The following is a 12,940-nucleotide window of genomic DNA, read 5'->3' as shown; positions in this document are numbered from 1 at the left end:
CCGGGTCACACCCGATAGGTTTCCCTGTCGCCGGCGAAGCGTTCGATCCTCGATTGCAGATAGTCGCTCGCCGTCTCGGGGTCGGCCAGCCCACAGCGCAGGCCGTCGGCGACGGTCGATTTCACCCCTTCGACCCAGCCGACGGCGTAGTCGGTCTCGTGTGCCTCGACGGGGAGGAGCACTCCCGAGTCGTCGATGGGGCAGTCGACGCGCACGGAGAGGTCGAGCGAGACGACGCGGTAGCGGGTGACGGTCCAGTCGTCGTGAACGCGAAAGAGCCAGTCGTCCTCCCGGGCGTCGACGGCGGCGAGGACCCCCTGCCAGTCGAGGCTCGTCGCGACCGGGTCGGCGTGGACCTCGGGGTGGTCGCCGTCGGGGTCGAACGCGCGGATACCGAGCGCGCGGAGGCGGGCGCGGACCCGTGCGGGGAACGTGTCCTCCCGACCGAAGGGGTGGGCCGGCGAGAGCTGCGGCTCGCCGTGTGCGCGGTGGAGGGTGAAGCCGTCGTCGTGGGCGTAGGCGACCAGCGTCCGGGCGGGCATGGGGACGCTGGCCGCGGCTTCGTATATGAAGGGCCGGGTCAGCGGGGGGTGTTCGCCACGCGACTGAACGAACAGTCAATTCCTGTTACGAGAGGCACATATGTCTTCTGGTCACCGACCGGGGGCTTCTTTGTCGTCGCTATCGGTGAACGGGTATGAGTAACGCCCGTTCGGAGACGCAGGTCGCCATCATGGAGGCGACCTACGAGGCGCTGGCGGAACACGGCTACGCCGATCTGACGATTCAGGCGATCGCGGACGCCTTCCCGAAGAGCAAGTCGCTGCTCTACTATCACTACGAGACGAAAGACGCCATCCTCACCGACTTCCTCTCGTATCTCCTGGACCTCTTCTTCGAGGAGGTGACGCTCGACGACGAGGCGCCCCCCGTGGAGGCCATCCAGTCGTTCATCGAGCAGCTGCTCGCGCCGGAGCTCACCGAGGAGGAGCGGTCGCTGTGGGTCGCCCTCATCGAGTTGCGCACCCGGGCGGCCCACAACGACGCCTACCGCGAGCGGTTCGACGCGCTCGACGCCGGCGTCATCGACGCGCTCGCCGCCATCATCGAGCGGGGCATCGAGAGCGGCGAGTTCCGCGACGTAGACGCCCACCGCGAGGCCGAGTTCCTCATCGACACCATCAACGGCGCGGTCATCCGGCGCGTGACGACGGACGACACGGTCGCCGCGACCGCTCGCGAGGCGCTCGACGACTACATCGACCGCGTCCTCGTCGCCTGATACCTCCCTCTCCCGGCGACGTTATCCCCGCCGAACGCTTACTTTTGGTAAGTGCACCCCTGGTTCTCCACCGACGACCCCGTGGACCTCGGCCCCGTCGAGGGGGACCCGCTCGCGCGGCTCCTCCGGCAGTACGGGCGCGCCGAGTGGCCGCTGTTCCTCGCGGGGCTGGTCGGGAGCCTGCTCGGCCGGACCACGGGGCTCGTCCCCCCGCTCGTGCTGGGGGTGACTATCGACGCCGTGCTCTCCGGACGGACGCCCTACGCGCTCCCGCTCGTTCCGAGCGGGTGGCTCCCCACCGCGAGCCTCGACCAGCTCTATCTCTCCTTCGGCCTCATCGTCGCCGCCTTCGCGCTCGGGGTCGGCTTCACCTGGCTGCAGGGGGTGGGGATGTCCGTCTTCTCCAACCGCGTCCAGCACGCGGTCCGGGTCGACACGTACGCCGCGATGCAGCGGCTCGACATGGCCTTCTTCGACGACAAACAGACCGGCCAGCTGCTCTCCGTGCTCAACAACGACGTCCGGAACCTCAAATCGTTCCTCGACTCCACCGTGGGCGGGGCGATCCAGCTCGTCGTCACCGTCGTCGGCATCGCCGGCGTGCTGTTCTGGCTGAACGCCCAGCTCGCGCTCGTCACGCTCGTCGCCGTCCCCCTCCTGACCGTGTTCACGCTCTGGTTCATGCGTCGTATCCGGCCGCTGTACCGCGACCTCAGAGGCGCCGTCGGCGAGCTGAACACCCGGCTGGAAGCCAACATCGGCGGGATGGAGGTCATCAAGACGACCACCGCCGAGGGGTACGAGGACGCCCGTATCACCGAGGCCTCGAAGGGATACTACGACGCCGCGCTCGCCGTCGTCCGCCTCGATTATCTCTATAATCCGACGATGGACCTCCTCGCGGGCGTCGCGTTCGCCGCCACGTTCCTCATCGGCGGCGTCTGGCTCGTCTCGGGGCCACCGGGCCCGTTCACGGGTGAGCTGCTCGTCGGCGAGTTCGTCACGTTCCTGTTCATGACCCAGCGGTTCGTCGACCCCCTCGCCGGCGTGGGCCGTATCGTCAACGCCTACGAGAACGCCCGCGCGAGCGCCGAGCGCATCGTCGGGCTCGTGGAGACGCCGGTCACCGTCACCGAGGACCCGGCGGGGGTTCCCCTGCCGACCCCGACCGGACGAATCGCCTTCGAGGACGTCTCCTTCGCCTACCGCGAGGGCGTCCCCGTCCTGGAGGGGGTCTCCTTCGTCGCCGAACCGGGCGACACCGTCGCGCTCGTCGGCTCGACGGGTGCCGGCAAATCCACCGTCGCGAAGCTACTGGTGCGGCTCTACGACGTGGGCGAGGGGCGAATCACCGTCGACGGCCACGACGTGCGTGACCTCCGGCTCTCCGATTTGCGGCGGGCGGTCGGCTACGTCGGCCAGGACGTGTTCCTCTTCGACGGCTCGGTGCGGGAGAACGTCGCGTACGGGGCGTTCGACGCCTCTGAGGAAGATATCGAGGCCGCAGCACGCGCCGCGGAGGCACACGGGTTCATCGCTGAGCTGCCGGAGGGGTACGACACCCGCATCGGCGAACGCGGCATCAAGCTCTCGGGTGGCCAGCGCCAGCGGGTCTCCATCGCCCGGGCGATGTTGCAGGACCCCGACATCCTCGTGCTGGACGAGGCCACCTCCGCGGTCGACACCGAGACCGAGGGAGCCATCCAGCGGGCGCTCGCCCGGCTCACGGACGGGAAAACGACGCTCGTCATCGCCCACCGGCTCTCCACGGTTCGGGACGCGGACACGGTGCTCGTCATCGAGGACGGCACCGTCGTGGAGTCGGGGAACCACGACGAGCTGTTGGCGCTCGGGGGCCGGTACGCGACGCTCTGGAACGCGCAGGCCGACCTCGCGCCGCTCCCGTTCGACGTGGTGCTCACGGCGACGGAGGACTGAATCGCCCCGAACCGGCCTGATTCGGGCGGATACCGCCCGATACGCTCCGCGCTGTTTTCGCCGGTGGTCCCGTCTCTGACACTATGGCAACCGAGATTCGGACCCCCACAGGTGTCGACCATCCCCTTCCGAACGGCGTGCTCTCGCGCCGCGGGCTCGTCGCCTTCGTCGCGGCGATGCTCTCGGTGCTCGTCGCCCGCGCACTCATGGGCCAGCTCGCGCCCGCCGCGGTCGCGGGCGACCCGCTCGCGTACCCGTCAATCTTCCTCGTCGTCACGGGGGCGACGGTCGTCGCTACGCTCGTCTACGCGGCTATCGACCGCTACACGGACGAACCGGCCCGCTACTTCGTCGGTGTCGGGCTGCTGGTGCTGGCGCTCTCGTTCGCACCTATCGTCCTCACCGCACCCGCACTCGGGGTCACGAGCGACGGACAGCTGCTGCTCGCGATCCTCCACATCATCGCGGCGGTCGCCATCATGGGGCCGCTGGCGTACGAGCCCTGATCACTCCACCCGGTACCCCTCTTCTTCGAGCAGCGTCCGGAGCCGCGTGCGGTGGTCCCCCTGGATGACGACCGTGCCGTCCTCGACGGTGCCACCGGCCCCGAGCCGGCGCTTCAGCCGCGAGGCGAACGCCTTCAGGTCCGTCAGGTCGGTGTCGAGCCCCTCGACGATGGTCACCGGCTTCCCGTAGCGACGGCGTTCCATCCGGAGGTGGAGCGTCTCCGCCGACCGCGCGAAGTCCTCGTCGATACCCAGCTCTTCGGGGAGCCCCGCGATGGAGGCGATGCTGTCCCGTTTCATCGCGTCGGCTTGGTAGTCGGCAGGCAAAAGCTAGCGCCGTCGTCCCGGGCGGGTTCCGCACAGCACTGCCGCTATCCGGGTGAAAACGCGAAGAAACGGGGTGGTTAGTTGCTGTGACGGCCGCTGGCGTTGTTGGAGGGACGCGCGTTCTCCGCACCGGTGCCGCGGTTGCGGAGGCCACGACCCTTCAGGCCGGCGCCGGTCTTGCCACGGAAGGCGCGACCGCGCTGGCTGTCGTCGCAGATCCAGTTGAGGTCGTCGTCGCTCTGGATGGCGCCGTGCTCCGGGTCGACGAGGATCACTTCGAACCACTTGCGCGAGCCGTCCTGCCCGACGTGGTAGGAGCTCAGCGTGCGGAGGTTCTTGAAGCGCCGCGAGGCGCGCTCCTCGGCGATGCGCTGGATGGATTTCCGACGAGTGATCTTGTTCACACCCTGGCGCTTCGACCGGCGACCGGCCTTGAAGCGCTGTTTCCGGGCGGAGCCCTTGCGGACGGCGACGCGGGCGACGACGATGCCCTGCTTCGCCTTGTAGCCGAGCGAGCGAGCCTTGTCGAGGCGGGTCGGGCGCTCGACGCGCTCGATGGCGCCCTGCTTGCGCCACTCCTGCTGGCGCTGCCACTGGAGCTCGGCCAGTTTGCCTTCCTTCGGGTTCTTCCACGCTTCGCGGATGTGGGAATAGAAGCTTCGTGCCATAGTTGTACCGCGGGCGTTCGTGGTTCAGCCGTCCCGTGGTCGGTGACTCGAGTCACAGCCCACGCCGGCCACATTCCGACCTGCCGTAGCAGGTGCCCGTCGGTGCCCGCACCTCCGACGTGCTTGTGCTCAGTTCTCGACTGGGCTTCAAAAGGCCGTCGAAACGGGGCGGCGCTTTTGGCGTGACTCCCCGCCCTCCCGAGAAAACGACGATTCGAGGATTTGTTATCGCAGTATCTGGTTTATCAGGTCCCCACGACGGCAATCGCTCCCGACCGCGAGCACACGAGAAAACAGCCGAAGGGGGCGAAGAAAGCCGATTCAGGCCTCGAACGCCCGCACCGTCTCGAACTCGCCGTCGCGGACGGCCGTCGCGAGCGCCTCGATGTCGACTTCCGGGGTCTCACGGGGGTACTTCCGGCTGAAGTACTGGACGAGGTTCCGCAGGTCGCGGGTGAGAAACTCGTCGGCGTTCTCGTGGTCGGTGGGGACCGACTGGGGCCAGTCGAACACCAGCACGCCCTCGCTCGACACCGCGACGTTGTACTCCGACATATCCGCATGCACGAACCCCTGGTCGTAGGCGGTCTGGAGCTCGTCGACGATGAGATCGAGGACGCCGACGGCCTGGGCTGACTGGAGTTTCGCCCGCGCGAGTTCGACCCCCTCGAACTTCTCCATCACGATGGCGTGGCGGTTGTGGTCGATGGGCCGAGGCACGGAGACCTGGGGGAACACCGTTTCGAGGGCCTCGTACTCCCGTTCAGCGGCCTTCCGGGCCGTGTAGAACCACGAGACGTGGTTCTTATCGGAGGTGTAGTCCCGCTCCTTTTGCACCTCACGGAAGTTCGTGTACCCCTCGCGGTGGAACTTCAGCGCGAGCGGCTTGTAGGACATCGCCTCGTAGACGTCCGACTCCTTGCCCACGCCCAGGGGTGAGCCGACGCCCTCGATGGTGTCCCGCTCGGAGAAGGTGTGGAGCGCGAGTGCGTCGTACCCCTCGTAGGTGAGCCGATAGCCGGTGTACTGGATCGTCTTGCGCGTGATGAGCTCCCGGCGTTCACAGCGGTCGATGCGGTGGTCGACCTCCTGGGCGTCGAGCCGCGAGAACTCGGGGATCTTCTCCGCGGCGACCCACCGCGAGAAGCGCATCCCCTGCTCGATGCCGGAGAGGAGATAGAAGTCCTCCGGCTCGAGTTCCGCCATCACCGGCGCGATGTTCTGGACCATTACAGGCCCGTAGCGGGCCTGCGGGTAAAAACCGCCCGCGTCGGGGATTCAGAGTGATAAACTTCATGTGGCGATACGAAATTCTCCTACCGGTCCGCGAGCCACGCCGCGATCTCCCCCATCGCCTCGTCCGCGCGGTCGACCGACTCCGTGAGCGAGAGAAAGCCGTGCGGGAGCGCGGGTTCGTGGTGGTGCTCCACGGGGACGCCCGCGCTCTCGAGCTTCTCCGCGTACGCGACCCCCTCGTCGCGCAGGGGGTCGAACCCCGCGGTGACGACGCAGGCGGGGGCCGTCCCCGCCACGTCGGCCCGGAGCACCGAGGCGTAGGGGTTCGCGCCGTCGACGGGCGACCGGCAGTACTGCTCCCAGAACCACCGCATGTCGTCGCGGGTGAGCAGCGGACCATCCGCGTTCGCCCGGTACGACTCGGTGTCGAACGCGTAGTCCGTGATGGGGTAGGCGAGGAGCTGTCCCGCGAGGTCGATACCCGCGTCTCGGGCGTGGAGCGCGGTCGCGGCCGCGAGGTTCCCGCCGGCGCTCGTCCCCCCGACGAACAGCGGTCCCTCGCCGCCGAACGCTTCCCGGTTTTCGCCCACCCACTCCAGCGCGGCGAACGCGTCGTCCACCGCCGCGGGGAAGGGGTGTTCTGGCGCGAGTCGGTAGTCCACGGCCGCGACGACGAGATTCGCTCTCGTGGCCAGTTCCCGGCAGATGTTCTCCACGGAGTCGAGGGTGCCGAGTGTCCAACCCCCGCCGTGGTAGAAGACGAGCGTTCCCTCCGGGGATTCGGGGATGAGTACGCGCACGGGGACCTCCCCGCCGGGCCCGTCGAACGCGACGTTCCGGACCACCTCGACGGCGGGTGGGTTCCCCCCGGAGAACACCTCGTCTTCGACCCGGCGGGCGCTCTCGACGCTCATCGTGTGCCACGCCGGAACGCCGAGGGAGTCGATCTCTTCGACGACGCTCCGGGCCTGTTCGTCCATCGCGGGGGCACGTTCGGGCATGCGACGGGCTTCTCCCCGCCGGCGCGTTAAGCTTGGCTTCCCCTGCGATGGGGGATTTCATATCCCGATATTTGATTTATCGGCTGTGTCGAAAAGCCCCTTATCCCGGCCCCCTTCTTCGACCCATGAAGGTCCCAGACACCACGCGAGCGGCCGCTCGGGCGGCCGACGACTCCGACCCGCTCGCCGAGTTCGCCGAGCGGTTCGACGTGCCCGGTACGTACATGGACGGCAATTCGCTTGGCCCCATCTCCGACGCCGCGGAAGCGCGGGTGGAACACGTCTTAGAGGAGTGGCGCGACCACGCCGTTGAGGGGTGGACCGAGGGGGACCCGGACTGGTTCCACTACGGGGAACGGCTCGGCGACAGACTCGCCCCGCTCGTGGGCGCACGGGAGGGGGAAGTCGTGGCCGCGAACGCGACGACGGTGAACATCCACTCGCTCGTCGCCACGTTCTACGATCTTGCTGATGGGGAGGGGACGGTGCTCGTCAACGACCTCGATTTTCCCACCGATCACTACGCCATCCGCGCCCAGCTCCGCCAGCGTGGGCTCGACCCGGACGAGCATCTCACCGTCGTCGAATCGCGTGACGGGAGGACTATCGACGAGGCCGACGTGGAGCGAGCGCTCGAGCGCGAGGACGTCTCAGTGCTCTTCCTCCCGAGTGTCCTCTACCGCTCGGGCCAACTGCTCGACATCGAGCGGCTGACCGAGGCCGCCCACGACGCAGGCGCGTACGCGGGGTTCGACCTCGCGCACTCCGTGGGTGTCGTCCCCCACGACCTCCATGCTCGTGACGTGGATTTCGCCACCTGGTGTCACTACAAGTATCTCAACGCGGGGCCGGGGGCGGTCGCCGGCCTCTATCTCCACGAGGACCACTTCGGCGTCACCCCCGCGCTCGCGGGCTGGTGGGGCCACGAGAAGGCCACGCAGTTCGAGATGCGACACGAGTACACCCCCGCGGAGCGCGCGGGGGCGTTCCAGATCGGGACGATTCCCATCCTCGCCGCCGCGCCCCTCGACGGGGCGCTCGACATCCACGAGACCGCCGGCATCGACCGGATCAGGGAGAAATCGGTCGCGCTCACGGAGTACCTGATCCACCTCGTGGACGAACTGGAGGGGTACACGGTGGGGACGCCGCGAGCGCCGGCCCACCGCGGGGGCCACATCGCCGTCGAACATCCGGAGGCGTATCGGGTGACGCAGGCGCTGAAATCACGGGACGTCGTGGTCGATTTCCGGCCGCCGAACGTCGTCCGCGTCGCCCCCGCACCGCTGTACACGGGGTTCGAGGACGTCTTCGACGTGGCCACGCACCTCCGCGATATCCACGAGAACCGGGCCTACGAGGGGTTCGAGCCCCAGTCCGGCGGCGTCACGTAGCGAGATCGCTGTTTTCGGAGGATAGCACCTGTCTACCCTCTGCTCACTGAGCCGCAGGTTCCCCGCGCCGGCTAGAATTTGCTATCGCAGTATGCCATTTATAGATCGGTGTCTCGAACAGTCGAATTCGGCCCAAACCCGCGCACAGGACCGATTTCTCACCTGAACACGCACACTCATGGCCACGGCCCGCGCATTCGAAGTATGAACATCGAGATCGCGCTTTACGACGGGTTCGACGAACTGGACGCCATCGCGCCGTACGAGGTGTTCGCCAACGCGGTTCGCTTTTCAGAGGAGGGGTCGGTGCGGCTCGTCACCGCCGACGCTCGAGAGGAAGTCACCGCGAGCCACGGGCTCCGGGTGGGGGTCGACGGTGAACTCGGCACGCCCGACCTGCTTCTCGTCCCCGGGGGTGGGTGGAACGACCGCTCGCGTGCGGGGGCGTGGTCGGAGGCCGAGTCGGGGGTGCTCCCCGAGGAGATCGGGCGGCTCTACGAGGCGAGGACGACTCTCGCCGGGGTCTGCACCGGGGGAATGCTGCTCGCGACGGCGGGGGTCCTCGATGGCGTCCCGGCGGTGACCCACGCCTCGGCGCTCGACGACCTCCGCGAGACGGGGGCGGACGTGCGCGATGCACGGGTGGTCGATACTGGTAGGGTCCTCACCGCCGGTGGGGTCACCTCGGGGCTCGACCTCGCGTTCCACGTCGTTGCCCGGGAGTGGGGTCCGGAGGTCGCCGCGCGAGTAGCCTCGGAGATGGAGTACACCCCGAGCGACGACGTGCTGGTCGTCTGAGGGCGAATTCCGAAGAACGGGCGCTTCTCGCTGGGGAACTCTACGGATGGAGCTGTCGCGCCGCTCGGCCGGTATACACTGTATATCGCGATATGAAATTTCGGTGTCCGGGGCGTGGTCAGTCGGCCAGCTCGGTGTCGATGGCGCCGATCTCGGGCGCCTCGTCCGTTCTGATCGCGGTCTGGAGTTTGCCGAGCAGGACGGCGACCGCGTAGATGGCGACGGCGACGAGGACGATGACGCCTCCCGCCGTGGCCTCGCCGTAGTAGGCCGCGCCGATGCCGAGCAGGACGGCGAGTTCGGCGAGCACGACGGAGACGAGCAGCGACTCCGTGAAGCTTCGGGACACCTGTGCCGCCCCCGCGACGGGGACGACGAGCATCGCGGCGACGAGGATGACGCCCATGATCTGCATCGCGCCCACGACGACGAGCGCGGTGAGCATCACCATCACGCGGTTGTACCAGCTGACGGGGATGCCCGCCACGGCCGCGGCCGTCTCGTCGAAGGTGACGTACAGGAGCTGATTGCGGGTGACGCCGACCACGCCGACGATGACGGCGAACAGCACGAGCAGGATGGCCGCGTTCTCGGCCGAGACGGTCGAGAGGTTCCCGAACAGGTACTGATTGATGCCGACGGCCAGTCCCCCGGCGTTGAGGCTGATGAGGACCGTCCCGAGCGCGAACCCGGTGGAGAGGACGATGGCCATCGACACGTCGTTGTACGCGCCGGTCGCCTCCGAGATGAGCTCGATGAGGAGCGCGGCGATGACGGCGACGACCACGGCGGTGAGATAGGGCGAGACACCGAGCTCGAGGACCCCGTTGAGAAAGAGGCCGACGGCGACCCCCGCGAACGCGGTGTGTGCGAGCGCGTCACCGATGAGCGCCAGCTGTCGGTGGACGAGGAACGTCCCGATGAGGGGGGCCATCACCCCGATACAGAGCCCGACGAGGATCGCGCGGTGCATGAACGGGTACTGGAGCAGTTCGAGGCCGGTGACGCCCCCGAGCCAGCCCAGCAGTTCGGACCACAGCGCGAGCAGCCAGTAGAGGGGGCCGAGTACGGCGTCGAGGGCGCTCGTCTGGAGGAACATCAGGCGTCACCCCCGACGGCCATCGCGGTGCCGAATGCGCGAGCGAGCGCGTCGCTCTCGACGAACGCCCCGGCGGGGCCGTCGAAGTAGAGCTCGCGGTTGAGACAGACCACGCGCTCCGCGTGGTCGGTGACGGCCCGCAGGTCGTGTTCGATGAGGAGGACGGTGATTCCATCCTCGTTGAGCGCGTCGAGCAGGTCGTAGAACGCCTCGACCGACTCGGCGTCCACCCCAACCGTGGGCTCGTCGAGGACGAGCAGGTCCGCTTCGCCGGCGAGCGCGCGGGCGATGAACGCCCGCTGGCGCTGCCCACCCGAGAGCTGGGTGACCCGGCGGTCCGCGAACGCGGTCATCCCGACGGTCTCCAGCGCCTCGTCGACGATGGCGTGGTCCGCGGCGTCGAGCCGGCCGAAGCCGACGTGGGGGAACCGCCCCATCGCCACGACCTCGCGGACGGTGATCGGCATCTCCTTCGCGGCGCTGGCCTGCTGGGCGACGTAGCCGACGCGTGCCCCGTCGTCGAACTCGTGGGCCGGCTCGCCGAACAGCCGTACCGTCCCTTCGTCGGGGCGGTGGAGCCCGAGGATGAGCTGCATGAGGGTCGACTTCCCCGAGCCGTTCGGGCCGACGATGGCGACGTACTCGCCCGCGTCGATGGCGAGCGAGACATCCTCGAGTACGGGCGAGCTGGTGTAGCCGAAGGTCACGTCCGTGACCTCGATGACGCGACTCATTCGAAGTTCCTCCACTGCTCGGCCCAGCCCTCCCCGCCGACCTCCTCGGGGGATTTGTTCCCGAGGACGACCTCGAAGGTGGGCATGTTGATGTTGTAGGCGATCTCCTCGTACCCCCAGTCGTTGGCGACCCACTCCTCGCGGACGCCCGCGTAGGGCGTGACGGGGAAGTAGGCGCTCACGGCGGTCTCGGCGACGAGCTGTTTCGCGGGCTTGCGCGTCTCGAAGACGCCCGCGCCGATGTACTCGATGTCGTGCTCGTCGATGACGGCCTTCGCCTCGGTGATGTCGGAGGGTTTCACGTCGCCGGAGGCGGCGAGGTTCACGACGAGCGGGCGCATCTCCACGCCGTAGCGCACGCCGATGTACTGGAAGGCGTTGTGCGCGGCGAGCTGGACGACCTTCCGGTCGGCCGCGTCGAAGATGGCCTGATAGTCGGCGTCGATGCGCGCTAACACCTCGGAGTTGTAGGTCTCGGCGTTCTCGCGAACGGTCGCCTCGTGGTCGGGTGCGAGTTCGGCGAGCCCGTCGGCGATGTTGTCCACCGAGGTCTTCGCGCGCCGGGGGTCGAGCCAGAAGTGGGGGTCCTTCCCGCGGCCCTGCCCAACGCCCTCCTCGTCGGGGTCGAGGCTGGCCGCGAGTTCGACCAGCTCGACGCCCTCGCGAACGTTGATGAGCTGGGTGTCCACGTCGTCGTCCTTCAGCGTCTGGATCGCGCGGTCGGCCCACGGCTGGAAGTCCTTCCCGACGTGGATGAACGCGTCCGCCTCGATGATGTCGCGCGTGACACTCGCGTTCGGCTCCCAGCCGTGGCCGTGGAGCCCGGTCGGGACGAGGTTCTTCACCGTGATGGGCGTCCCGTCGGCGAGCTCCCGGGCGAAGTCGTAGAAGCTGAAGAAGGAGGCGACGGCGACGGGGCCCTCGGACCCACTGTTCTCCTCGGAGTCGTCGCTGGACGTCGACCCCGTCAGCCCGGTACACCCGGCCAGCCCCGTGGCGAGGAGCCCCCCGCCGGTCGCGAGCGCCTGCCGGCGCGAGATGGTTCGTTCGGTCTCGGTTCCAATTTCGTAGTCGTCCATACGTTGTTTTGTCGCGGACTAGCACAAGTAGATTGTGGTCTAAAGTAAAGATTAGATATATCTAATCTCTCACGAGTGTGGGACGGAACGAGGGGTTTTACTCCGGGGACTGCCTCGCCGTGTGTATGCGAATCGAGAACTCCTTCATCCCGGTCCGGGGGGTCGGCGAGGGGACGGAACGGAAGCTCTGGCGACAGGGGGTCACCCACTGGGACGCGTTCGACCCGAGCGCGGTGGGGGCGAAGACGGGTGAGCGTATCCAGGACTTCATCGACGCGGGTCGCGAGGCGCTCGACACCGGCGACGCCCGGTTCTTCGGGGAGCGGTTCCCCTCGAACGAGCGCTGGCGGCTCTACGAGAACTTCCGCGACGAGGCCGTCTTTTTCGACATCGAGACCACCGGCCTCTCCGCGGACCGGGACGTCGTCACCACCGTCTCCTTCCACCAGGGCGACGAGACGACGACACTCGTGCGCGACGACGACCTCACCCGCGAGCGCGTCGCCGACCTGCTGGATGCCCCCCTGCTTCTCACCTTCAACGGGGCCTCCTTCGACATCCCCTTCTTAGAGCAGTCGTTCGACCTCTCGCTCGACGCGCCCCACCTCGACCTCATGTACCCCGCGAAGCGCGTCGGGCTCTCGGGCGGCCTGAAGGCCATCGAACCCGAGGTCGGCATCGAGCGCGACCGCCCCGACATCTCGGGGATGGACGCCGTCCGCCTCTGGCGCGAACACGAACGCGGCGTCGACGGCTCGCTGGAGACGCTCATCTCCTACAACCGCGAGGACACCGTCAACCTCCGGACGCTCGCGGACCACGTCACCCGAGAGCTCCACCGCGACGTGTTCGAGGCCGCTGTAGAGTAACCCCTTTCT

The 12,940-nt window shown here is 68.0% G+C and carries 14 protein-coding genes; 6 read left to right on the top strand and 8 right to left on the bottom strand.

Features of this window, described 5'->3' with window-relative positions:
* Positions 1-5: 5 nt before the first annotated feature.
* Positions 6-542 carry a DUF6735 family protein gene (locus ACQUQR_RS08520; protein WP_435196036.1) on the bottom strand — a complete coding sequence of 179 codons (537 nt, stop codon included), beginning with the start codon at positions 540-542 and terminating at the stop codon, positions 6-8.
* Between the two features lie 155 nt (positions 543-697).
* Here ACQUQR_RS08520 and ACQUQR_RS08515 point away from each other — a divergent pair, with 155 nt between their 5' ends.
* From ACQUQR_RS08515 to ACQUQR_RS08505, 3 genes are all read left to right on the top strand, one after another.
* Entirely contained in the window at positions 698-1,282 is a 585-nt protein-coding gene (locus tag ACQUQR_RS08515; RefSeq protein WP_435196035.1) for a TetR/AcrR family transcriptional regulator, read from the top strand.
* A gap of 51 nt (positions 1,283-1,333) precedes the next feature.
* Positions 1,334-3,220: an ABC transporter ATP-binding protein gene (locus tag ACQUQR_RS08510; protein ID WP_435196034.1), complete on the top strand. Its 1,887-nt coding sequence runs from the start codon at positions 1,334-1,336 to the stop codon at positions 3,218-3,220.
* 83 nt (positions 3,221-3,303) lie between these two features.
* Positions 3,304-3,726, top strand: a complete 423-nt coding sequence (locus ACQUQR_RS08505; RefSeq protein ID WP_435196033.1) for a DUF6069 family protein — start codon at positions 3,304-3,306, stop codon at positions 3,724-3,726.
* Here ACQUQR_RS08505 and yciH read toward each other — a convergent pair whose 3' ends face one another.
* From yciH to ACQUQR_RS08485, 4 genes are all read right to left on the bottom strand, one after another.
* Positions 3,727-4,026: a stress response translation initiation inhibitor YciH gene (gene yciH / locus ACQUQR_RS08500; protein WP_435196032.1), complete on the bottom strand. Its 300-nt coding sequence runs from the start codon at positions 4,024-4,026 to the stop codon at positions 3,727-3,729.
* A gap of 104 nt (positions 4,027-4,130) precedes the next feature.
* Entirely contained in the window at positions 4,131-4,721 is a 591-nt protein-coding gene (locus tag ACQUQR_RS08495) for a 50S ribosomal protein L15e (RefSeq protein ID WP_435196031.1), read from the bottom strand.
* 321 nt (positions 4,722-5,042) lie between these two features.
* Complete coding sequence (locus ACQUQR_RS08490) at positions 5,043-5,951, bottom strand: serine/threonine-protein kinase RIO2 (RefSeq protein ID WP_435196030.1); 909 nt, start codon at positions 5,949-5,951, stop codon at positions 5,043-5,045.
* Between the two features lie 86 nt (positions 5,952-6,037).
* A complete protein-coding gene (locus tag ACQUQR_RS08485) occupies positions 6,038-6,958 on the bottom strand; it encodes an alpha/beta hydrolase (RefSeq protein ID WP_435196029.1) in 921 nt (306 codons plus the stop codon).
* 125 nt (positions 6,959-7,083) lie between these two features.
* Between ACQUQR_RS08485 and kynU the strand changes: the two genes are divergently transcribed.
* On the top strand, positions 7,084-8,352 hold the full coding sequence (gene kynU / locus ACQUQR_RS08480; protein ID WP_435196028.1) for a kynureninase: 1,269 nt from the start codon (positions 7,084-7,086) through the stop codon (positions 8,350-8,352).
* Positions 8,353-8,556: 204 nt separating this feature from the next.
* Positions 8,557-9,150, top strand: a complete 594-nt coding sequence (locus tag ACQUQR_RS08475) for a DJ-1/PfpI family protein (RefSeq protein ID WP_435196027.1) — start codon at positions 8,557-8,559, stop codon at positions 9,148-9,150.
* A gap of 118 nt (positions 9,151-9,268) precedes the next feature.
* On the opposite strand, the gene ACQUQR_RS08470 is transcribed toward ACQUQR_RS08475, so the two are convergent.
* Genes ACQUQR_RS08470 through ACQUQR_RS08460 form a run of 3 tightly spaced genes read right to left on the bottom strand, consistent with a single transcriptional unit; the run spans position 9,269 to position 12,062 of the window.
* Positions 9,269-10,249: a metal ABC transporter permease gene (locus ACQUQR_RS08470; protein WP_435196026.1), complete on the bottom strand. Its 981-nt coding sequence runs from the start codon at positions 10,247-10,249 to the stop codon at positions 9,269-9,271.
* Positions 10,249-10,983: a metal ABC transporter ATP-binding protein gene (locus ACQUQR_RS08465; protein WP_435196025.1), complete on the bottom strand. Its 735-nt coding sequence runs from the start codon at positions 10,981-10,983 to the stop codon at positions 10,249-10,251. Before ACQUQR_RS08465 ends, ACQUQR_RS08470 begins: the two co-directional genes overlap by 1 nt.
* On the bottom strand, positions 10,980-12,062 hold the full coding sequence (locus tag ACQUQR_RS08460) for a metal ABC transporter substrate-binding protein (protein WP_435196024.1): 1,083 nt from the start codon (positions 12,060-12,062) through the stop codon (positions 10,980-10,982). The genes ACQUQR_RS08465 and ACQUQR_RS08460 overlap by 4 nt, the downstream gene beginning before the upstream one ends.
* Positions 12,063-12,187: 125 nt before the next feature.
* Between ACQUQR_RS08460 and ACQUQR_RS08455 the strand changes: the two genes are divergently transcribed.
* Positions 12,188-12,931, top strand: coding sequence for a ribonuclease H-like domain-containing protein (locus ACQUQR_RS08455; protein ID WP_435196023.1), 744 nt, complete (start codon positions 12,188-12,190; stop codon positions 12,929-12,931).
* The last annotated feature ends 9 nt before the right edge of the window (positions 12,932-12,940 follow it).

The sequence above is a fragment of the Natronomonas sp. EA1 genome, from assembly GCF_051195035.1.
In the GTDB taxonomy this organism is placed as follows: domain Archaea; phylum Halobacteriota; class Halobacteria; order Halobacteriales; family Haloarculaceae; genus JBNTJV01.
Note: the sequence above shows the minus strand (reverse complement) of the source record. Positions and strands in the feature narration are given on the sequence as shown.

Bases quoted from the DNA above. Each gene is read 5' to 3' on its own strand.
- ACQUQR_RS08515 (WP_435196035.1), top strand. From the start codon at position 698: ATGAGTAACGCCCGTTCGGAGACGCAGGTCGCCATCATGGAGGCGACC.
- ACQUQR_RS08470 (WP_435196026.1), bottom strand. From the start codon at position 10,249: ATGTTCCTCCAGACGAGCGCCCTCGACGCCGTACTCGGCCCCCTCTAC.
- ACQUQR_RS08475 (WP_435196027.1), top strand. From the start codon at position 8,557: ATGAACATCGAGATCGCGCTTTACGACGGGTTCGACGAACTGGACGCC.
- ACQUQR_RS08465 (WP_435196025.1), bottom strand. From the start codon at position 10,983: ATGAGTCGCGTCATCGAGGTCACGGACGTGACCTTCGGCTACACCAGC.
- ACQUQR_RS08495 (WP_435196031.1), bottom strand. From the start codon at position 4,721: ATGGCACGAAGCTTCTATTCCCACATCCGCGAAGCGTGGAAGAACCCG.
- ACQUQR_RS08485 (WP_435196029.1), bottom strand. From the start codon at position 6,958: ATGCCCGAACGTGCCCCCGCGATGGACGAACAGGCCCGGAGCGTCGTC.
- kynU (WP_435196028.1), top strand. From the start codon at position 7,084: ATGAAGGTCCCAGACACCACGCGAGCGGCCGCTCGGGCGGCCGACGAC.
- yciH (WP_435196032.1), bottom strand. From the start codon at position 4,026: ATGAAACGGGACAGCATCGCCTCCATCGCGGGGCTCCCCGAAGAGCTG.
- ACQUQR_RS08520 (WP_435196036.1), bottom strand. From the start codon at position 542: ATGCCCGCCCGGACGCTGGTCGCCTACGCCCACGACGACGGCTTCACC.
- ACQUQR_RS08455 (WP_435196023.1), top strand. From the start codon at position 12,188: ATGCGAATCGAGAACTCCTTCATCCCGGTCCGGGGGGTCGGCGAGGGG.
- ACQUQR_RS08505 (WP_435196033.1), top strand. From the start codon at position 3,304: ATGGCAACCGAGATTCGGACCCCCACAGGTGTCGACCATCCCCTTCCG.
- ACQUQR_RS08460 (WP_435196024.1), bottom strand. From the start codon at position 12,062: ATGGACGACTACGAAATTGGAACCGAGACCGAACGAACCATCTCGCGC.
- ACQUQR_RS08490 (WP_435196030.1), bottom strand. From the start codon at position 5,951: ATGGTCCAGAACATCGCGCCGGTGATGGCGGAACTCGAGCCGGAGGAC.